The sequence below is a fragment of the Streptomyces sp. NPDC048424 genome, from assembly GCF_040651555.1.
Classification (GTDB): Bacteria; Actinomycetota; Actinomycetes; order Streptomycetales; family Streptomycetaceae; genus Streptomyces.
Window position 1 is genome coordinate 23,442 of the sequence record NZ_JBEZKE010000045.1, and the last position, 20,569, is coordinate 44,010.

Annotated in this window: 13 protein-coding genes; 6 read left to right on the forward strand and 7 right to left on the reverse strand. The window is 73.1% G+C overall.

Annotated features, from left to right (window positions below; translation table 11 throughout):
- Positions 1-35: 35 nt before the first annotated feature.
- Positions 36-1,256, forward strand: coding sequence for a globin domain-containing protein (locus AB0D29_RS35850; RefSeq protein ID WP_362860019.1), 1,221 nt, complete (start codon positions 36-38; stop codon positions 1,254-1,256).
- A gap of 51 nt (positions 1,257-1,307) precedes the next feature.
- Here AB0D29_RS35850 and AB0D29_RS35855 read toward each other — a convergent pair whose 3' ends face one another.
- Complete coding sequence (locus AB0D29_RS35855; protein ID WP_362860021.1) at positions 1,308-2,336, reverse strand: nucleoside triphosphate pyrophosphohydrolase; 1,029 nt, start codon at positions 2,334-2,336, stop codon at positions 1,308-1,310.
- 28 nt (positions 2,337-2,364) lie between these two features.
- Positions 2,365-2,988, reverse strand: coding sequence for a SurA N-terminal domain-containing protein (locus AB0D29_RS35860; protein WP_362860022.1), 624 nt, complete (start codon positions 2,986-2,988; stop codon positions 2,365-2,367).
- Between the two features lie 177 nt (positions 2,989-3,165).
- Here AB0D29_RS35860 and AB0D29_RS35865 point away from each other — a divergent pair, with 177 nt between their 5' ends.
- Positions 3,166-5,520: a YfhO family protein gene (locus AB0D29_RS35865; RefSeq protein ID WP_362860023.1), complete on the forward strand. Its 2,355-nt coding sequence runs from the start codon at positions 3,166-3,168 to the stop codon at positions 5,518-5,520.
- On the opposite strand, the gene AB0D29_RS35870 is transcribed toward AB0D29_RS35865, so the two are convergent.
- A complete protein-coding gene (locus tag AB0D29_RS35870) occupies positions 5,508-7,028 on the reverse strand; it encodes a serine/threonine-protein kinase (RefSeq protein ID WP_362860025.1) in 1,521 nt (506 codons plus the stop codon). The two genes, AB0D29_RS35865 and AB0D29_RS35870, sit on opposite strands and share 13 nt — an antisense overlap.
- Positions 7,025-7,651 carry a hypothetical protein gene (locus AB0D29_RS35875; RefSeq protein ID WP_362860027.1) on the reverse strand — a complete coding sequence of 209 codons (627 nt, stop codon included), beginning with the start codon at positions 7,649-7,651 and terminating at the stop codon, positions 7,025-7,027. The genes AB0D29_RS35870 and AB0D29_RS35875 overlap by 4 nt, the downstream gene beginning before the upstream one ends.
- A gap of 221 nt (positions 7,652-7,872) precedes the next feature.
- Between AB0D29_RS35875 and AB0D29_RS35880 the strand changes: the two genes are divergently transcribed.
- Positions 7,873-8,574, forward strand: a complete 702-nt coding sequence (locus tag AB0D29_RS35880; protein ID WP_362860029.1) for a hypothetical protein — start codon at positions 7,873-7,875, stop codon at positions 8,572-8,574.
- Between the two features lie 53 nt (positions 8,575-8,627).
- Here AB0D29_RS35880 and mfd read toward each other — a convergent pair whose 3' ends face one another.
- A complete protein-coding gene (gene mfd / locus AB0D29_RS35885) occupies positions 8,628-12,158 on the reverse strand; it encodes a transcription-repair coupling factor (protein WP_362860030.1) in 3,531 nt (1,176 codons plus the stop codon).
- Positions 12,159-12,583: 425 nt separating this feature from the next.
- Between mfd and AB0D29_RS35890 the strand changes: the two genes are divergently transcribed.
- Positions 12,584-13,846 carry a DUF2079 domain-containing protein gene (locus tag AB0D29_RS35890; protein WP_362860038.1) on the forward strand — a complete coding sequence of 421 codons (1,263 nt, stop codon included), beginning with the start codon at positions 12,584-12,586 and terminating at the stop codon, positions 13,844-13,846.
- A 113-nt stretch (positions 13,847-13,959) separates the two neighbouring features.
- On the opposite strand, the gene AB0D29_RS35895 is transcribed toward AB0D29_RS35890, so the two are convergent.
- Positions 13,960-16,545 carry an ABC transporter permease gene (locus AB0D29_RS35895; RefSeq protein ID WP_362860032.1) on the reverse strand — a complete coding sequence of 862 codons (2,586 nt, stop codon included), beginning with the start codon at positions 16,543-16,545 and terminating at the stop codon, positions 13,960-13,962.
- The gene (locus AB0D29_RS35900; protein WP_030716392.1) at positions 16,542-17,330 is read right to left on the reverse strand and encodes an ABC transporter ATP-binding protein; all 789 of its coding nucleotides are present in this window, start codon (positions 17,328-17,330) and stop codon (positions 16,542-16,544) included. The genes AB0D29_RS35895 and AB0D29_RS35900 overlap by 4 nt, the downstream gene beginning before the upstream one ends.
- A 565-nt stretch (positions 17,331-17,895) precedes the next feature.
- Between AB0D29_RS35900 and AB0D29_RS35905 the strand changes: the two genes are divergently transcribed.
- Both AB0D29_RS35905 and AB0D29_RS35910 read left to right on the forward strand, forming a co-directional pair.
- The gene (locus AB0D29_RS35905; protein WP_362860040.1) at positions 17,896-19,353 is read left to right on the forward strand and encodes an MFS transporter; all 1,458 of its coding nucleotides are present in this window, start codon (positions 17,896-17,898) and stop codon (positions 19,351-19,353) included.
- Positions 19,354-19,444: 91 nt separating this feature from the next.
- Positions 19,445-20,296, forward strand: a complete 852-nt coding sequence (locus AB0D29_RS35910; protein ID WP_362860033.1) for a hypothetical protein — start codon at positions 19,445-19,447, stop codon at positions 20,294-20,296.
- The last annotated feature ends 273 nt before the right edge of the window (positions 20,297-20,569 follow it).

Below are 20,569 nucleotides of genomic sequence, written 5' to 3' on the forward strand. Positions count from 1 at the left end.
CCTTCCCCGGCGTTCCTACTTTCGGTTTTGTGGATGTGAGGATCTTGAAAAGCAGTTTCGCGGTGGTGGAGAGACGGGCCGAGCACGCGGTCAAGTTCTTCTACTCCCACCTCTTCTGGCACAACCCCGAAGTCCGTGACCTCTTCCCGGCCTCCTCCGAGGACATGGAACGGCAGCGGGACCGTGTCTTCGCCGCGCTCACCCACGTGATCGCCCACCTCGACGACGAGAGCCTCCTCCCCTATCTCCGCGACCTCGGGCGCGACCACCGCAAGTTCCTGGCCCGCCCCGAGCACTACGCGGCCGTGGGCTCCAGCCTCCTCGCCGCGCTCGCCGCGACCTCCGGAGAGGCCTGGACCCCGCAGGTGGAGAAGGCCTGGGCCGAGGCCTACCAGATGATCGCCGACACGATGACGGCCGGCGCCGACGCGAGCGAGGACCCGCCGTGGTGGGAAGCGGAGGTCGTGCGCCACCTCCGGTACGGGCAGGACATCGGGGTGCTGACCCTGCGGCCGCACGCCCCCTTCCCCTATGTCCCGGGCCAGTACACGAGCGTGTGCAGCGAGCGGGTCCCGGCGACGTGGCGCACCTACTCCCTGGGCAACGCCCCCCGCCCCGACGGCACCGTCGACCTCCACGTCAGCCGGATCGAGCAGGGGCGGCTGAGCACCGCGCTGGTCAGCGAGACGCTGCCGGGCGAGGTCCTGCGGCTCGGCGCCGCCGGCGGGCAGCTGACCTTCCGCCGCGCCGGCCGCCCCGTCAGCCTGATCGCCGCCGGCACCGGCTGGGCGCCGATCCGGGCGATGCTGGAGGACCTCGTGGAACGCCCTCCCGATCAGGACGTACGGCTCTTCGTGGTCGCACGGGACGGCGCGCACCTCTACGACCGCCCGCTCATCGACACGTACGCCGCCTCCTGCCGCTGGCTCGGCGTCACCTACATCACGCCCGCCCCCGGGCGGCACCGCAACCAGGCCACCGACCGGCTCGCGACGGCGCTCGGCCACCGCGCCCTGTGGCCGGACCAGGACGTCTACCTCAGCGGCCCGCCGCAGTTCATCGAGGAGACCGTGCACCTCCTCGAGGAGCTGGGCGCCCGCCCCGGCCGCCTCTTCCACGACTCCGTACCCGCCGCCGACCGGGGCCAGGGGCCCGGGGGCCGCCCGCTCGGCTTCGGCGAGTGGTTCCTGAACCGCCCCTCGCCGCACTGGCACAACCCCGCGGCCCGCGCGCCCCGGGCGTACGGGAACGACTGAAGGCCGCCCGGGAGCACCGTCCGGGGCTGCCGTCCGGGGCTGCGGTCCGGACTACTCGCCGACGCCCTCGGCGGCGCGGATCGCGTCCCGGTAGACGCGGGCCGCCGCGCGCAGTGCGGTCTCGGGGTCGGTCCCCTCCGCCTCGGCGCGCGCCGCCAAGGCCAGCAGTTCGTACCCGATGCCCGCGCCGCGGGGCAGTTCCACGGGCACGCCGCCCGTACGGACCCGGCCCGCGAGCTTGGCCGCGAGCGCCAGACCGGGCTGGCCCACCGGGATCCCGTCGGTGACCGACTCCCGCTGCTTCTCGACCGCCTTGGTGCGCTGCCAGTGCGCGTTCACGTCCTCCGGGGTCTCGGCCTCGGCGTCGCCGAAGACGTGCGGGTGCCGGCGGATCAGCTTCTCCACGAGGGCCCCGGCCACGTCGTCGATGGAGAACGCCCCGACGCCGTCCCCGGCGTCCTCGTCGCCCTCGCCGTCCTCGACGCCGCCGCCCTCCTCCGCGATCCGCGCATGGAAGACCACCTGGAGCAGGACGTCGCCGAGCTCCTCGCGCAGCTCCTCCCGGTCCCCGTCCTCGATGGCCTCGACGAGCTCGTACGCCTCCTCGATCGCGTACTTGGCCAGGCCCTTGTGGGTCTGCCGCGAGGTCCACGGGCACTCGCGCCGGACCCGGTCCATCACCTGGACCAGGTCGAGCAGGCGCGCGCCGGGCAGGTCGTACGAGCCGGGCAGCAGCTCCAGGTCGGGCATCGAGACCCGGCCGGAGCCGGCCAGCCGGGCCAGCCCGTCGGTGAGCCGCTGGTCGCCCTCCCCGCTCGGGAGCAGCACGACGGTGCGGCCGCCCGCGCAGGCCTCGACCAGCTCGTGCGCGTCCGGCGTCCCGAAGACGACCTCGATGCCCGCCTCCCGCAGGTACGGCAGCTGCGGGTGGCCGGGGTCGGCGCACAGCACCCGGTCCGCGGCGTGCAGGGTCTGCCACGCCGGCCAGGACAGCACGCCGGGGGCGACCCGGTGGCTGGTGGTCAGCAGGACGATGCGGCCCGTGGGCTCGGCGGCGGTGGGCTCGGAGTGCTCGGTCACCCTCCGAACCTACCTCCGGCCGGGCGCGTCAGGCTCCGGCGGGTGCCTGCTCGGGCTGCGTCCGCTGGGTGATCCAGGGGGTCTGCCCGGCGCCGAGCTTGATCTGCTTGACGTCCCAGGTGCCGTACCGCGGGTTGACCTCAATGTGCAGGTCCGTCGCGGCGGCCCGGGCGGGCTCCTCCAGCTTCCCCTGGCCGTACTTCGCGGTCAGCTTGGTCAGCAGGACCCGGTCCCGCAGGAAGCGGTCGACCTGGCCGGGGGCCATGGCGCCCTTCTGCAGGAGCAGCGCCTCGAACTGCTCGGCCCCCTTGTTCTCCTCCACGTACGCCCGGCGCTCGTCCTCGATCTCCTTGACGGAGACGGAGATGCCGGCGGTCTCGGCCATCTTGTCGATGACGTGGCTCTGGAGCATCGAGTCGAGCTTCTGGCGCTCCAGGTTGGGGGTGCTGGCGATGAGCTCGGCGGCGGCCTGCCCGGTCCGGTTCTGCGCCACGCGGACGTCGTTGACCTGGGCCTGGAGGGCGGAAGTGGTGATCCGTTCGCCGCCGACGACGGCCGCGGTGCCGGGCCGGGCCTCGCCCGAGCAGGCGGACAGCAGGGGCGCCGCCAGGAGCAGGGCGGCGGAGACGGAGAGCGCTGTGCGACGGTGCAAAGGAGCCTCCAGGGCCGGGAGATTGTGCGTCGGTGCACAAGGGCCGTGCGGTGATCGATGGTATGCAGTCAGGGTGGTCCGAGCCACCGGTTCGACCAACGATTCCCGAGGTGTCGGGGTGCGCGTTCATCTGGCGGCCATCCTTCGGTCCCCCGGTGGTGCCAGGGTCGGCCCACCATGTCGACACCGCACCGCTCACCGCACCGCTCGCCGCGCCGCCTGAGCCTGTCCGGCTCGGTGCTCGCCGCCCTGCTCACGGCGGTGGCCGTGTGCGCCGGGGACGCCGCCGCCCGCGTCTTCCCGTACGGACCGCGCCACCGCAGCATCAACGACCTCGGCAATCAGTTCGTGCCCTTCCACGCGCACCTGTGGGACCTCCTGCACGGCCGCGCGGAGGGCGGGCTGCTGTTCAACTGGCAGTCCGGTTACGGGACCAGCTTCCTGCCCGACCTGGGCACCTATCTGACGAGCCCGCTCTCCGTCCTCGTCGGGCTCTTCCCGCGCGCGGACATAGACCTCGCGGTGTACGTCGTGACCGTGCTCAAGATGACGGTCGCGGCGGCGGCGATGGCCTGGCTGCTGCGCACCCAGCGCCGCGGCCCGTGGTGGGCGGCGGGACTGCTCGGGGCCTCGTACGCCCTGTGCGGCTGGTCGGTGATCGAGGCCTCCTACAACCCGATGTGGCTGGACGGGCTGATCGCCTTCCCGCTGCTGTGCCTGACCGGCGAATGGGCCCTGCGCGGGCGCCGGCTCGTGCTCGCGCCGCTGGTCGTCGCCGTCTGCTGGACGGCGAACTTCTACACCGCCTACATGGCGACACTGGGCGCGGCGCTGGTGCTGGTGGTACGGGTGGTGCTGACCCGGGAGGGTCTGCGGACCCGGACGGCGGTGATCGCGCGGGCCGCCGGGACGACCCTGCTCGGGATCCTGCTCGCGGCTCCCGTGCTCGTCCCCCTCTTCCTCAGCTCGGGGCAGGCCTACCCGGGGTGGGTGAAGGAGTTCCGGCCGGTGTCCTGGGCGGACCTCTTCGCGCGGCTGCTGCCCGCGACGTACTCCTTCTCCTCCCCCGCCGTCTTCGTGGGCACCGGGACCCTGCTCCTGGTGGCCGCGCTGCCCTTCCACCGGGCGGTGCCGCTGCGCGCCCGGCTGTGGTGGGCGGGGCTGACGGTGGCCGTCGCGCTTTCGCTCCAGTGGGCCCCGACCCACCTGGCCTGGCACCTGTTCGCCACCCCGAACGGGAGCCCGTACCGGCAGACCTTCGTGCTCGCCGGGATCGCCGTGATCGCCGCCTGGACCGGGCTGGCGGCGGGCCTGCCGCGGCCGCCGGCCCTGGCGGCGGGGGCGGGCCTGCTCGCGGCCGCCGTGCTCTGGTCGCGCGGGAGCACCCTGGGGACGGACTGGGGGTACGCGCTGTTCGCGGGCGGGCTGGCACTGGCGGGCGCGGCCTGGTGGGCGCTGCGCCACCGCCGGCTGGCGCTCCCGGCGGCCGGGCTGCTGGCGGCGGTCCTGCTGGCGCAGGCGGCCGCGACGACCGCGTACGGGCACAAGGGGAAGCTGGGCGGGCTCGACGACTACCCGTCCTGGGGGGCGGCCCACACCGCGCGCGCCGAGGCGCTGGCCGGCGCCGAGGGCTGGCCGGCGTACCGCACCGACCCGAGCCGGCCCGCCCTGTCGGGCAACGACCCGATGCTGCTGGGCGGGGAGGGCGGCTCGTACTACAGCAGCCACACCCCGGAGGTGTTCACGCACACGATGGTCGCCCTCGGGGCCGGCTGGACCTCGCGCGGGCGCAACGTCCAGAGCATCGACAACCCGGTGACGGACGCCCTGTTCGCGGTCGGCGCGCGGCTGCGGCCCGACGGCACGGTCCGCCGCGCCGAGGTCCCCCCGCTGGTGACGACCCGCCCGCCCGGCGCGCCCCTCTCCTACGGCGACTCCCCCTTCGCCAACCAGGAACTGCTCCTGGGCGCCCGGGTGTACGAGGACCCGCTCGCGCCGGGTGTCTGCCGCGCGGGCACGGAGGCGTACCTGTGGGCGCCGGAGTACAACGCCACGGCCCGCCTCGCGGACGGGCCCGCCTTCCGCCTGAACGGCAACGCCCCCCGCAACCGGGCGGCCCTGCAGCCGATGGGCGTCTCCCGCGGGGCCTCCTCGGCCCTGGTCTTCGACGCGGCCCCGCCCGCGCGGTGGACCCTGTCCTGCCTGGACCGGGCCCGCCTCGACACCGCGGTGGGCGTCCTGCGCGCCACGGCGGCGACCTCCCTGCACGTCGGCTCCTCGCGGATCCGGGCCGAACTGCCCGCAGGGGCCACGGGAACGGCGGTCCTCTCCGTCCCCGCGATCGCCGGCTGGACGTGCAACGGCCGCCCGGCCGCGGCCCATCTGGGGCTGGTGGCCCTGCCCCTGGACGGCCGCACCACCACGCTCAGCTGCTCGTTCCGCCCGCCGGGACTGGTCCCCGGCGCGGCGGCGGCGGGGCTCGCCCTCGTGGTCCTGACCGCCCTGGTGCTCCGGCGGCGTCAGCGCATCTGACCGAGCCACTGCAGGGTGCGGCGGATCTCGGACGGGAAGGGGTGCGCCGGGCCGTGCAGGCGTTCCGCGTCGAACAGCAGCCGGGCCAGGGTCTCGTGGGCCGCCTGCCGGTCGCCGAGGGAGAGCAGCAGGTGCGCGATCCGGCGGCGGACCTCCAGCGGCAGGCCCGGGTCCGGGTTGGCGTAGTGGTTCTCGAAGAGCGGGAGCAGCGAGCGGTACTCCGCCAGGGCGGCGGCCGGTTCGCCGAGCTGCTCCAGGCACTGGGCCGCGTCGTAGCGGAAGCGCAGGGACTGCGGGTCGCCGGCCGGGAACTCGTCGGCGAGGCGGCGCAGTTCGGGCAGGGCGCGGCGGTACTGGCCGTCGTCCATCAGCGTGGCGGCGTACTGCTTGCGCAGGGAGCGGACCACCGGGGAGTGCTCCCCGTGCTCGGCGGCCGCCGCCGGGAGGATGCCGCCGAGGATGTCCCCGGCCTGGGTGAGCCGCCCCTGGTCCAGGAGCTTGCGGGCCTCGTCGACGGCGCCGGGGATGTCGGGCCGGGCGGGCGTCGGGACCGGGGTGGGCGGTGAGGTCGGCTGCGGCGGGATCACGGTGGCCCGGTCCGGCCAGGGGGCGTGCGGGCGCAGGAAGGGGCGGGTCGGATCGAGCGGGCCGGCGGGGGCCCGGCTGCCGCTGGCGGGCAGCAGCGGGGCGAGGGCCTCGTAGACCGCCTGGGCGGAGGCGGGCCGGTCCTGCGGGTCCTTGGCGAGCAGGCGCATCAGGAGCGTCTCCAGCTCCTGCGGGATCTCCGGGCGCTGGGGCCGGACCAGGGCCGGCGGCTCGTACAGGTGGCGGTGGAGCACGCCGAGGGCGGTGGAGCCCGCGAAGGGGACGTTGCCGCTGAGGAGTTCGTAGAGCAGCACGCCCAGGGCGTACAGGTCGGTGTACGGGCCGACCGCGCCGCTCATGGCCTGCTCGGGCGCCATGTACGCGGGGCTGCCGATGGGGGTGCCGGTGCTGGTGAGGCGGGTGGTGTCGGTGTCCATCACCGAGGCCACGCCGAGGTCCAGGACGAGGACGGTGCCGTCCGGGCGGACCATCACGTTGCGCGGCTTGAGGTCGCGGTGGACGATCGGCACCGCGTGCACGGCGGAGAGCACCGAGCACAGCTGCGCGACGACGGCGACCGCCCACTGCCAGGGGTAGGGGCCGTGTTCGGCGAGGTGGTCGGCGAGGTCGGTGCCCTCGACGTAGCCCATGACGAGGAAGAGCTCGTCGCCGTCGCTGCCGGCGTCGTGCACGGTGACCAGGCCGGGGTGGTCGACCTGCGCGGTCACCCGGCACTCGCGCACGAAGCGGCGGCGCAGTTCCTCGGCGACGGTGCCGGGGCCGGCGACCTTGTCGGGGCGCAGCAGCTTGACGGCGACGCGGCGGTCCAGGCGCTTGTCGTACGCGGTCCAGACCTGGCCCATGCCGCCCTGTCCCAGGATGGAAGCCAGTTGGTAGCGGTCTCCGATGAGCCGGTCCGTCACTGATTCGGGTCCTGGATCGCGGTCTGGTTCGGGTCCTGGTAGGGGCCGCCGGGCGGCGGGGTCTGCTTGCGCAGCAGTTCGCTGAGCTCGTCGAGTTCGGCGCGGACCTGCCCGATGCGCGGGGGCGGGGTCGGCTGCGGCGGCGCCTGCGGCGGGACCGGCGCGGCGGCGGGCTGCTGGGGCACGGGCGTCTGGGTGTGCGGGTACCCGTAGGCGGGCGAGGTCTGCTGCGGGTGGGCGTAGGGCGCGGACGGGTACCCGTAGGCGGGCAGCGCGGTCCGCCTGGCCTCGTGGTGCTTGATGTCCGCGACGAGGAAGTACACGCAGACGGCGAAGCCGGTGAAGATCGAGCCACCGGCCCCGAGGTTGCCCTGCCAGCCGTTGACTTCGGGCGTCGGGTCGAGCTGGATCAGCGTCATCCACAGCACGGCGAGCGCGCCGGTGACCACCAGCAGCACCCAGTCACGGGACTTGCGGGTCACGAGGGCGAGCCGCAGCATCGAGCCCCAGGCCAGGAAGCCGCAGCTCAGGATGGGCAGCAGCATGAACACCACGCGCAGTGCCACCACGCCCCCGTCGGTGGACTGGGGGGCGTGCTGCGGCGGAAGGCCGGGGCCGTGCATCGCTGCTCCTGACGGGCCGTGCGGAAGAAGTTTCGGGTCTGAGGGTATACAGCGTTCCCGGCCATGAGTGAGGGGATGCGCGCAACCGTTGCAGGGTCGCAGCACGGCGCCCGCCCTCGGCCGTCCGACCGCCCGCGCCCGGCGCCCCGCCCGCCCCGAACCGCCCTTCCGACGCCCCGTACTCTCCTTGCGACCTGCACCCCGCCGAAGAGAGTCCCTCCGTGCACACCGCTCACCGTCTGACCGCGGCCGTCACCCTCGCCGGCGCCGCCGCGCTCGGGCTCACCGGCTGCCTGGACACGCCGACCCGGTCGTACCCCGGCGCGTCCGCCCCCAAGATGCTGGACGAGTCCGTGACCGCGCTGCGCGGCGCGTCCTCGTTCACCGTCAGCGGCAAGACGGTGACCAAGGGCGAACCGACACAAGTCAACCTCTCGATCAGCAAGACCGGCGAATGCACGGGCACGATGACGTTCTCCGAAGGAACGCTGAAGGTGGTCCGCACCCACAGACACGTGTTCCTGCAGGCCGACGAGGCCGCTGCCCGCACCCAGACACAGGACCTGCCCGCGGACGAGGCGGAGCAGGCGTTCAAGGACGCCACGACGCGGTGGATGCGCAAGGAGGCCTCGGATCCCGGCCTGAAGGGACTGGCCTCCCTGTGCGACCGGGACGGCATGCTCAAGGCGTTCTACAGCTTCTCGGGCGACGCGATGGAGAGCGGGACGGCCGAGGCCGCGGGCCGGACGGCGGTGTCGATCGTCGCGGCCAAGCACGTCTTCCTCGTGGCCGCCGAGGGCGAGCCGTACCTGCTCAAGGTGACCAAGGCCGGCCCGGAGGGGATGGACCTCGACTACACCGGCATCAACCAGCCCGTACAGGTGGACGTTCCGGCCGAGGCGGACGTCTACGAGGTCGACTGACGCCTGCTCCCGCCGGCCCGGAACCTCCGTCCCGGGCCGGCCGAAGAGACGGCCTAGGAGCCGAGGATCGTCGTGAGGAACTCGCCCGTCCAGGCCAGCAGTTCCCGGCCGACCACCGGCTTGCCGCCGATCTTGCCCGCCTTCGGGCGCGGGACCAGCACCTGCGAGGTGGCGGGCTTGAGCACGGTCCCCGGGTAGAGCCGCTTGAGGCGCAGCTCCTGCGACTCGCGCAGTTCCACCGGCCCGAAGCGGATGTTGTTGCCCTGGAGGGTGATGTCCCCGACCCCGCAGGCCCGGGCGAGCATCCGCAGACCGGCCACCAGCAGCAGGTTCTCCACGGGCTCGGGCAGCTTGCCGTAGCGGTCGGTGAGTTCCTCCCGTACGGCCTTGATGTCCGCCTCGGAACCGGCGGAGGCGATGGACCGGTACGCCTGCAGGCGCAGCCGCTCGCCGGGGGCGTAGTCGTGCGGGACGTGCGCGTCGACCGGAAGCTCGATCTTGACCTCCAGCGGCGGTTCCTCCTCCACCCCGCCCTCGACGGCCGCCCGGTAGTCGGCCACGGCCTCGCCGACCATCCGGATGTAGAGGTCGAAGCCGACGCCCGCGATGTGACCGGACTGCTCGCCGCCGAGGAGGTTGCCCGCGCCGCGGATCTCCAGGTCCTTCATGGCCACGTACATGCCGGCGCCCATCTCGGTGTGCTGGGCGATGGTGGCCAGGCGCTCGTGCGCGGTCTCCGTGAGCGGCTTCTCCGGCGGGTAGAGGAAGTACGCGTACCCGCGCTCGCGGCCACGGCCGACCCGGCCGCGCAGCTGGTGCAGCTGGGACAGGCCGAAGTTGTCGCCGCGCTCCACGATCAGGGTGTTGGCGTTGGAGATGTCGATGCCGGACTCGACGATCGTCGTCGAGACGAGCACGTCGAACTTCTTCTCCCAGAAGTCCACGACGACCTGTTCCAGGGCCTGCTCCGACATCTGGCCGTGCGCCGTCGCGATCCGCGCCTCGGGCACGATCTCGCGCAGCTTGGCGGCCGCCCGGTCGATCGACTCGACCCGGTTGTGGATGTAGAAGCACTGGCCTTCGCGCAGCAGTTCACGGCGGATGGCCGCGCCGATCTGCTTCTCCTCGTACGGGCCGACGAAGGTGAGCACCGGGTGCCGCTCCTCCGGCGGGGTGGTGATCGTCGACATCTCGCGGATGCCGGTCACCGCCATCTCCAGGGTGCGCGGGATCGGCGTCGCGGACATGGTGAGCACGTCGACGTTGGCGCGGAGCTTCTTCAGCTGCTCCTTGTGCTCCACGCCGAAGCGCTGCTCCTCGTCGACGATGACCAGGCCCAGGTCCTTGAACTTCGTCTCCTGCGAGAAGAGGCGGTGGGTGCCGATGACGATGTCGACCGAGCCCTCCTTCAGCCCCTCCAGGGTGGCCTTCGACTCGGTCTCGCTCTGGAAGCGGGACAGCGCCTTCACGTTGACCGGGAACTGCGCGTACCGCTCGGAGAAGGTGCCGAAGTGCTGCTGCACGAGCAGCGTGGTCGGCACGAGGACGGCGACCTGCTTGCCGTCCTGGACCGCCTTGAAGGCCGCCCGGACCGCGATCTCGGTCTTGCCGTAGCCGACGTCGCCACAGATGAGGCGGTCCATCGGAACCGACTTCTCCATGTCCTCCTTGACCTCGGCGATGGTGGTGAGCTGGTCGGGCGTCTCCGCGTACGGGAAGGCGTCCTCCAGCTCGCGCTGCCAGGGGGTGTCCGGGCCGAAGGTGTGGCCGGGGGCCGCCATGCGGGCGCTGTAGAGCTTGATGAGGTCGGCGGCGATCTCCTTGACCGCCTTCTTCGCGCGCGCCTTGGTCTTGGTCCAGTCGGCGCCGCCGAGCCGGTGCAGGGTCGGGGCCTCGCCGCCGACGTACTTGGTGACCTGCTCCAGCTGGTCGGTGGGGATGTAGAGGCGGTCTCCGGGCTGGCCGCGCTTGGCCGGCGCGTACTCCACCAGCAGGTACTCGCGGGTGGCGCCCTGCACGGTCCGCTGGACCATCTCGACGTAGCGGCCCACGCCGTGCTGCTCGTGCACGATGTAGTCGCCGGCCTCCAGGGTCAGCGGGTCGATCGTCTTGCGGCGCCGGGTCGGCATCCGGCCCAGGTCCTTGGTGGCGGTGCGCTGGCCGGTCAGGTCCGTCTCGGTGAGGACGGCGATCTTCAGGGCCGGGTCGACGAACCCGTTGTCGATCGAGCCGCAGGCGACGTGGACGATCGACGGCTCCAGGGTGCGGAGTTCGGCCTCCAGCCGGGCCGGGATGCCCTCGCCGCCGAGCACCTCGACGGTACGGGCGGCCGGGCCGTGGCCCTCGGTCAGGTAGACGGTGTGCCAGCCGTCGGCGATCCAGCCCTTGGTGTCGGCCAGGGCCCGGGCGGTGTCGCCGCGGTAGGCCTCGGGCGCGTGCATGCCGAGCTTGAGCGTGTCCCCGCCCACCGCCTCGTCGGCGGCGAAGGGGGAGACCGACCACCACATCATGTTCAGCTCGCGGGCCCTGTCGCGTACGTCCGCGATCCCGCGCAGCGAGGCCGCGCCGACGTCGATGGGGGCCTCGCCGCCGCCCGCGGTGGCCGCCCAGGAGGCCATCAGGAACTCCTGGCTCGTCGCGACGAGGTCGGCGGCCCGGGTACGGACCCGCTCGGGGTCGCAGACCACGGCCATCGCCCCGGCCGGCAGGACGTCGATCAGCAGCTCCATGTCGTCGACGAGGACCGGGGCCAGGGACTCCATTCCCTCGACGGCGATCCCCTCGGCGATCTTGTTCAGCAGTTCGCCGAGCTCGGGATGGGCCTCGGCGAGGGCCGCGGCCCGCTCCCGTACGTCGTCGGTCAGCAGCAGCTCGCGGCAGGGCGGGGCCCACAGCCCGTGCTCGGCGATCTCCAGGGAGCGCTGGTCGGCGACCTTGAAGTAGCGGATCTCCTCGACCTCGTCGCCCCAGAACTCGACGCGCAGCGGGTGCTCCTCGGTGGGCGGGAACACGTCGAGGATGCCGCCGCGCACGGCGAACTCCCCGCGCTTCTCGACGAGCTCGACGCGTGCGTACGCGGCCGCGGCCAGCGCCGCCGTGATCTCCCCGAGGTCGGCGCTCCCGCCCTGGCGCAGGCTGACCGGGACCAGCTCCCCGAGCCCCTTGACCTGCGGCTGGAGCACGGACCGGATCGGGGCGACGATCACGCTCACCGGCCCGGCCGCCGGATCGTCCTTGCTGGGGTGCACGAGCCGGCGCAGGACGGCGAGCCGGCGGCCCATGGTGTCGCTGCGCGGGCTGAGCCGCTCGTGCGGGAGCGTCTCCCAGGACGGGTAGTCCACCACCTCGTCGGGCGGCAGCAGGGAACGCAGGGCGGCGGCCAGGTCCTCGGCCTCCCGTCCGGTGGCGGTGACCGCGAGCACCGTCCGCTCGGTCCGCCGGGCCAGCGCGGCGATCGCGAAGGGCCGCGCGGCGGCGGGGCCGACCAGGTCCACGTGCATGCGGTTGCCGTCCCCGGCCGCGGTGACCGCCTCGGCGAGGGCGGGGTCCCGGGTGACGGCGTCGAGCAGTCCGTGCAGGCTCATGAAGGAGGCTTTCCGTCCGGTGAAGGGGCAACGCGAAGGACCCGACACGTCGCACGGGCCGGGGGTTCCCACCCTACGACGCGCCCCGCCGCCACGCGCGCGGGATTCAGGTCGCCCGTGCGGGTGACGGCTCGGGCGCCCGCACGGGCCCGGACCGAAGGGCTCGGGGACGCAACCGGGGGTGCGTTCGAGCCCCTCTACGATGTCGAGGTACTGACGTCAGAGCTCGCCGAGGGGGCACGAAGGCCGTGACGAGCGATGCCATAGTCCGGCCGGAAGCCGCGGCGGATCCGGCGGGGCCGGACCGGCCGCGGGTGAAACCGGCGCCGTCGAAGCCCGTCGTGAACCGGTGGGCCGGACCGTACGCGGTCGCCGGCGGCCTGTTCCTCGTCTACCTCGTCCTCTCCGTGGGGCGGTTCCGGCGGATGGACTGGGCCTCCTGGGACCTGGGCATCTTCGAGCAGGCGATCCGCGCGTACGCGCACCTGCAGGAGCCCGTCGCGGACCTGAAGGGGCCGGGCGCCAACATCCTCGGCGACCACTTCAGCCCGATCATCGCGCTCGCCGCCCCCGTCTACCGGCTCTTTCCCGGCCCGCTCACCCTGCTCGTGGTGCAGGCCGCGCTGTTCGCGCTCTCCGCCGTCCCCGTCACCAGGGCGGCCGGACGGCTGCTGGGCCGGGCCCGCGGCGTCGCGATCGGCATCGCGTACGGGCTGTCGTGGGGCGTCCAGCGGGCCGTGGAGTTCGACTTCCACGAGATCGCCTTCGCCATGCCGCTGCTGGCCTTCTCGCTGGAGGCGGTGCTCGCCCGGCGGTGGCGGGCCGCGCTGCTGTGGGCGCTGCCGCTGGTCCTCGTCAAGGAGGACCTCGGCTTCACGCTCGCCGCCCTGGCCGTGGTCGTGGCCTGGCGGGCCTGGATCACCGACCGCCGGACCGCGTGGACCGCGCTGGGCGTCGCCGCCTTCGGCGCCGTCTTCGCCGTCCTGGTGTTCACCGTCTTCATACCGGCCTTCGCCACCGAGGGCTACGGCTACTGGCACAAGATCGACGGCGGCGGCCCGTTCGCCGGCGCCGGCACCAAGCTCGCCACCCTGGGATGGGTGCTGATCCCCACCACGGGGCTGCTCGCCCTGCGCTCACCGCTGCTGCTGGTCGCCGCGCCCACCCTCGGCTGGCGGTTCCTGTCCGGGGACGACCACTACTGGTCCACCGACTGGCACTACAGCGCCGTGCTCATGCCCGTCGTCTCCCTCGCCCTCGTCGACGCGATCGACACGTTCCGGCGCAGCGAGCGGCCCCGGCTGCGCGCCTACTCCCTCCAGCTGCCCACCGCCGTCCTCGCCGCCGGCCTGGCCCTGGCGGCGACGGCCATGCCGACCGCCAAGCTCACGGAAGCGCGTACGTACGAGAAGCCCGACCGCGTCACGGCCATCGAGCGGCTCCTCGACCGGATCCCCGACGGGGCCACCGTGGAGGCCGACACCACCCCGCTGACCCGGCTGACCTCCCGCTGCCGCGTCCTGTGGATCGGCGGCAGCAAGGGCGTGGTCCCCGACTGGATCACCATCGACAACTCCTCCAAGTGGGCCGGCGAGGACCCCGTCGGCTACGCCGGCCAGCTGCACCCCGGTGAGCGGTACACCCTGGTGGGCGAGGCCGCCGGGATCGTCCTGATGCAGCGCGGCTGACGGGCGGCCGGCGAGCGACGGACCGGCGAACCGGCGGCCCTGCTGACCACAAGGCGCCGGCCCGGAACCGAAGGTCCCGGGCCGGCGCCCTCCCCCGTACGAACGCGCAGCGGTTACTCGCTCGCGATCGCGTTCAGGACGTTCATCCGCCCTGCCCGGAAGGCCGGGACCAGTGCGGCGAACAGGCCCACGAAGGCCGAGGCGGCGAACACCCCGATGATCGTCGGCCACGGGATCTCCAGGACCTTCAGGCCCTGGAGCGCCAGCAGCTGCTGGGCGCTGGCCCCCCAGCCCATGCCCAGCCCGAGGCCGAGCAGGGCGCCGAAGAGGGCGATGACCACCGACTCCAGGCGGATCATGCGGCGCAGCTGGCGGCGGGAGAGGCCGATGGCGCGCATCAGGCCGATCTCGCGGGTCCGCTCGACCACCGACAGGGCCAGGGTGTTCACGACGCCCAGGACCGCGACGATGATCGCGAGGCCGAGGAGCCCGTAGACCATGTTCAGCAGCTGGCCGACCTGGTCCTTGAGGGACTGCTTGTAGTCGGCCTGGTTGCGCACCATGTACTGCGGGTACTCCGCCATCGCCGCCTTGACCGCCTTGTACGCGGCGGCGTCGGACTGCCCGTCCTTCGCGCTGGCCAGCAGCATGAAGGGCAGCGGCAGCCGGTCGGCCGGGACGTTCGCCCGGGCGATCTCGGTGCTGACGTACTTCATGGTCTTGTCGATGTTGCCGCCGTCGCTGGTGATCGCCGCGACCTTCAGCTTGACCGTGTTGCCGCCGGTGAAGGCGACCGTCAGCTCGTCACCGAGCTTGATGCCGTGCTTGGTCGCGTACTCCGAGCCCACCGACATGGAGTTCTTGCCGTACGCCGCCGCGTGCTCGCCGGCGACCATCTTGCGCCGGATGTCCTGGGCGTACGTCGGGTCGGTCGCGCCGAGGCCGTCCTCCTCGGTGGTCCCGTCGGGTGCGGTGATCTTGGCCGGCAGCTCGCGGTAGGCGGTGACGTGGTCCAGGCCCGCGGTGGCGCGCAGCGCCTGCTCGGCCTGCGGCAGCATGGGCTGCCCCGTCTCGGAGTTGATGATGTAGTCCGCGCCGACGGACTTGTCGAGCTCGTCGGTGGCGGAGGCCACCATCGAGGAGCCGACCACCGACAGGCAGGCGACCAGCGCGAGGCCGATCATCAGCGCGGCGGCGGTGGCGCCGGTGCGGCGCGGGTTGCGCAGGGCGTTGCGCTCGGCGAGCCGGCCCACGGACCCGAAGGGCCGCAGCACGACGCCGGAGAGCACCCGCACCACGCCGGCGGCGAGCAGCGGGCCGATCACGATGAAGCCGATGAGGCTGAAGAGGACGCCCAGGGCCAGCCACAGCGATCCGGGGCCGGCCTTCTCGGCGGCCGCGGCGAGGAAGAGCCCCGCGGCGCCGATGCCGGTGAGGACCAGGCCGAGGGCGGCGCGGATGCGGCCGGCCTTCTTGTCGCCCGGGGTGCCGGACTCGCGCAGCGCGGCCATCGGGGAGACCTTGCCGGCGCGGCGGGCCGGGACGAAGGCGGAGACGACGGTGACGAGGACACCGAGGACGATGCCGACGACCGGGGTGGTCCAGGCGACCGTCAGGTCGTCGGTGGACAGGTGCATGCCCATCTGGCCCATGAGCTTCATCAGGCCGACGGCCAGGCCCACGCCCGCGCCGACGCCGAGGACCGAGCCGACGACGCCGAGCAGGAAGGCCTCGACGACCACGGACTTGAGGACCTGTCCGCTGTCGGCGCCGATGGCGCGCATCAGGCCGATCTCGCGGGTGCGCTGGGCGACCAGCATGGAGAAGGTGTTGAAGATCAGGAAGATGCCGACGAGGAAGGCGATGCCGGCGAAGCCGAGCATCACGTACTTCATGACGTTCAGGAAGGAGCCGACGTCCTTGCGGTTGGCGTCCGCGGCTTCCTTGGCGGTCTGCAGCTTGTACGTGTCCGCGCCGACGGCGGTCGCGATGTTCTGCTTGAGCTGCTCGTCGCTCACCCCGTCCTTGGCGGTGACGTTGACGTGCGTGAAGGAGCCGGCGGAGCCGAGCAGGGCCTGCTGCGAGGTGGCCGTGTCGAAGTAGACGACGGCCGCACCCGGGTTGGTCACGGTGAAGGTGGCGATACCGCTGATCTTGGCGCGGATGTCGCCGGTGATGGCGATGGTGCGCAGCTCGTCACCGAGCGCCAGGCCGTGCTTCTTCGCGGTGTCGGCGTCGACCATCACCTCGGTGGGGCCGCGCGGCGCCTGACCCGAGGTGATCTTCATCGACTTGAGCTCGTTGTCGCTCCAGTTGCCCGCGATGGTCGGGGCGCCGGTGGTCGAGCCCATGTTCTCGTTCTTGGAGTTGACCACGGTGACGGACATCGAGACGACGCCGCCCTCGGCGCTCTTGACGCCCTCGGCCTTCTTGATCTGCTCGACGGCCGAGCCCGCGAGCATCTCGGGCTTGCCGCGGTCGGGGGTCTCCTCCCCGCCCTTGGCCTCCTTCGGGCTGACGGTCACGTCGGAGTTGGTGACGGCGAACAGCTTGTCGAAGGTGGTGTTCATGGTGTCGGTGAACACCAGGGTGCCGCAGACGAAGGCGACGGAGAGCAGGACCGCGACGGCGGAGAGCGCCATCCGCCCCTTGTGCGCGACGAAGTTGCGCCGCGAGGTCTTCAGGACGGTGTTGCTCATGACGTCCGCCCGCGCGCGTCGAAGTCCTTCATGCGGTCCAGGACCTGGTCCGCGGTGGGTCCGTACATCTCGTCGACGATCCGGCCGTCGGCCAGGAAGATGACGCGGTCCGCGTAGGAGGCGGCGACCGGGTCGTGGGTGACCATGACGATGGTCTGACCCAGCTCGTCCACCGAACGGCGCAGGAAGCCGAGTACCTCCGCGCCGGCGCGGGAGTCCAGGTTTCCGGTCGGCTCGTCACCGAAGATGATCTGCGGGCGGGCGGCCAGGGCGCGGGCGACCGCCACGCGCTGCTGCTGGCCGCCGGACAGCTCGGTCGGACGGTGCTTGAGCCGGCCGGCGAGGCCCACGGTCTCCACGACCCGGTTCAGCCACTCCGCGTCGGGCTTGCGGCCCGCGATGTCCATGGGGAGCGTGATGTTCTCCAGGGCGTTGAGCGTGGGCAGCAGGTTGAAGGCCTGGAAGATGAAACCGATCCGGTCGCGGCGCAGCTGCGTGAGCTTCTTGTCCTTCAGCCCGGTGATCTCGGTGTCGTCCAGGTGGATCTGCCCGCTGGTCACCGTGTCGAGACCGGCGAGGCAGTGCATCAGCGTGGACTTGCCGGAGCCGGAGGGGCCCATGATCGCGGTGAACTGGCCGCGCATGATGTCCACGTCCACGTCGTCGAGGGCGACGACGCGCGTCTCCCCCGAGCCGTACGCCTTGACGAGCTTCCGCGCGCGGGCCGCGACGGCTTCATGCCCTCCAGTACCCCCGTGCCTGGTTTCGGTCATAGCCGTTGTCACGGTCTTTCTCCCTTTTCGCCTGTGTGCGTCTGCGTGCGTCCGCGTCCGTCTGCGTGCTGCGCGTCCGCGTGCGTCGTCGTCATGAAGTCTGCGGCGGGTGGGGGCCTCGGCACGCTGGTGCCCATCGCCGTATCCACCCGGGGGTTATCCCCACCCCCCACCTCCCGGTCCGTATGTTCCAGTTAAGGAGACGCCGGGGGCCCTCACCTCCTCCGCCGGGAGGAACCGTCCCTGGCCCGTTGTGCGGAGGGACCCCTAGGGGATGTCCGCCCTTCGAGGGAGGAGGCCTGGGGGATACCGCGGGACGCGGGGGCGGTGAGAAGGTGTTCCCCGCAGTTACGTGCAGGGGGAAGGAATCTCGGTGGCCGCAGCGAAGAGCACGGGCGCAGGCCAGGACGGCATACCCGAGGGGCGTGCGGACCACGCGCCGGGCACGGCGGGAGCGGCCGTTTCGGCCAATGACTCCCAGGCCCCCGACGGCGCGGCCGGCGGCGGGGACGCGGCCGGCGGCGCAGGCGCGCGGAAGGCCGGCGGCGGGCCGCCGACCCCCGTGGTCGCCTCGCTGATGCTCGGCATGGCCCTCGTCGCCCTCGACAGCACCATCGTCGCCACCGCCGTCCCGCAGATCGTGGGCGACCTCGGCGGCTTCTCCGTCTTCTCCTGGCTCTTCTCCGGCTATCTGCTGGCCGTCACCGTCACCCTCCCCGTCTACGGGAAGCTGTCCGACACCTTCGGCCGCAAGCCCGTCCTCCTCTTCGGCATCGGCCTGTTCCTCGTCGGCTCGCTGCTGTGCGCCCTCGCCTGGAACATGGCCGCCCTCATCGCCTTCCGCATCGTCCAGGGCCTGGGCGGCGGCGCCCTCCAGGGCACGGTCCAGACCCTGGCCGCCGACCTGTACCCGCTGAAGGACCGCCCGAGGATCCAGGCCCGGATGTCCAGCGTCTGGGCCACCTCGGCCGTGGCCGGGCCGGCGCTCGGCGGACTCCTCGCCTCGTACGCGCACTGGCGCTGGATCTTCCTGCTCAGCCTGCCGCTGGCCGCCCTCGCCCTGTGGATGGTCGCCCGTCACCTCGTGGAGCCCGTACGGTCCCCCGGGCGCCGGGGTCCCGTCGACTGGGCGGGCGCCCTGGCCGTCTTCGCCTGCGGCGGGCTGCTGCTCTTCGCGCTCGTCCAGGGCGGGGTCGCCTGGCCGTGGCTGTCCGCGCCCTCGCTGGGGCTGCTCGGCGCGAGCGCGGTGCTGGCCGCGGTGGTGGTCGTGGTGGAACGGCGGGCCGAGGAACCGATACTGCCGGGCTGGGTCTGGCGACGGCGCACCATCGCCGCGGTCAACCTGGCCCTGGCCGCGCTCGGGCTGCTGATGGTCGCCCCGATGGTGTTCATGCCGACGTACGCCCAGTCCGTGCTCGGCCTCGGGCCCGTCAGCGCCGGGCTGGTGATGTCCGTGATGACCCTGAGCTGGCCCATCAGCGCCGCCCTCAGCCAGCACGTCTACCGGCGCATCGGCTTCCGGAACACCGCGGCCGTCGGGATCGGCCTCGCCGCGGTGATCCTGTACTCCTTCACCCTGCTGCCGCACCCCGCCCGGCCCTGGCAGCCCGCGCTGATCATGCTGCTGCTGGGCGGCGCCCTCGGCCTCTTCCAGCTCCCGCTGATCGTCGGGGTCCAGTCCACGGTGGGCTGGGCCGAGCGCGGGACCACCACGGCCTCGGTCCTCTTCTGCCGCCAGGTCGGCCAGAGCGTGGGCGCCGCCCTGCTCGCGGCCGTGGCCAACGCCACCATCGCCGCCCGCCTGGCCGACGCGCCCGTACCGGGGCTCCCGGACCACCTCGACGACGTGGCGAAGGCGCTGGAGCGGCCGGGACTGCTCCCGGGCGCCGCCGCCGACTACCTGCGCGAGGCCGTCGCCGCCGCCGTGGAGCACATCTTCCTCGGTGCGAGCGCGGCCGCCGTGGCCGCGCTGCTGGTCCTGCTGCTCGTGGCACCGCGCAGGTTCCCGGTCCTGCCGGAGCTGCGCGAGGAGTAGCGGGGCCAACTGACGGGCGGCCGACCAGACTTGTCATGGTCGGGCCAGTGGTGGACCCTCGTACGCAGCACCGTCATCCGGGGGGAACGACATGGCATCCGCACTGTGCGCACTGCTGTTACTGGCCGCGCTGGCCGGCCCGATCGGCCTGCGGCTGCGCAGCAGCCCGGCGTTCGTCACCGGCCGCGACGGCCGGCTCTCCACGTCCACGGCGCTCGCCCTGGCCTGGACGGTGATCCTCGTCTGGCTGCTGCTCGCGATCCTCGCGTACGGGCTCACCGCGGGCGGCGGCGTCGCGTACTTCCGGGACGCCGACGGCCCCTTGTCCCAGCTGACCACGGTGTACCTGCCACTGCTCGGCGGCCCGTACGTGGCACTGATCGCGGCGAAGACGGTCGTCGGCCTGCGCGTGGAGAACGGCACGCTGGCCAAGCCGGCCGCGAAGCCGACGGAGTCGGGGCGACGGCCGCTGCGGGAGCTGATCGCCAACGACAGCGGGCGCACGGACCTCGTCGACCTCCAGTACGTCGCGCTCAGCGCGGTCACGATGCTGTACGTGGTGCTGTTCTTCCTCGCGGACGTGGGCGCCGGGCTCCCCCGGCTGCCCGACGAGATGTGGGCCCTGACGGGCGCCCCGGCGGGGGCCTACCTGGTGAACAAGATGGCCGTCCGCGCCAACCCGGTGATCACCGACGTCTCCGTGGCCGACGGCCTGCTCACCGTCGAGGGCGGCGGCTTCGGCCCCGGCCCCGCCGGCACCCCGGCGCAGGTGAGCGTGGACGGCGCCGCCGCCCCGGCCTTCCTCGATCCCGCGACGGGCACCCTGAGCGCCCCGCTCCCGCAGGGCACGACCGCCCCGTTCGCGGTGACGGTCACGGCCCGGGGCCTGCGCAGCGACCCCTACCGTTACGAGTCCCGGCCCGCACACCAGCCGACCGGCTAGCCCGTCTCTTGGCGCCGCCGCCGCCGGAGCTCCGCCCCGCACCCCGCCGGGCTCCGCCCGGACCCGCTCCTCAAACGCCGGAGGGGCTGAATTTGTGCGGCGAGGCCGGACTGTGCGGCAGGGGCTGGCAGCTCCGGCGGGGTTGGATGCCAGGGCAGGGCCGTGGCATCGGGACGGCCCGGGCCGGTTGGGGCGGGGTCGGGTGTGTGTCGGGGTGATCCCCGCAGGGCGTCGAACGCAAGGTGCCCAGACGCTCCGACCCCCCGACACGTT

Bases quoted from the DNA above. Each gene is read 5' to 3' on its own strand.
- AB0D29_RS35865 (WP_362860023.1), top strand. From the start codon at position 3,166: ATGTCGACACCGCACCGCTCACCGCACCGCTCGCCGCGCCGCCTGAGC.
- AB0D29_RS35875 (WP_362860027.1), bottom strand. From the start codon at position 7,651: ATGCACGGCCCCGGCCTTCCGCCGCAGCACGCCCCCCAGTCCACCGAC.
- mfd (WP_362860030.1), bottom strand. From the start codon at position 12,158: ATGAGCCTGCACGGACTGCTCGACGCCGTCACCCGGGACCCCGCCCTC.
- AB0D29_RS35890 (WP_362860038.1), top strand. From the start codon at position 12,584: ATGGACTGGGCCTCCTGGGACCTGGGCATCTTCGAGCAGGCGATCCGC.
- AB0D29_RS35895 (WP_362860032.1), bottom strand. From the start codon at position 16,545: ATGAGCAACACCGTCCTGAAGACCTCGCGGCGCAACTTCGTCGCGCAC.
- AB0D29_RS35905 (WP_362860040.1), top strand. From the start codon at position 17,896: ATGCTCGGCATGGCCCTCGTCGCCCTCGACAGCACCATCGTCGCCACC.
- AB0D29_RS35910 (WP_362860033.1), top strand. From the start codon at position 19,445: ATGGCATCCGCACTGTGCGCACTGCTGTTACTGGCCGCGCTGGCCGGC.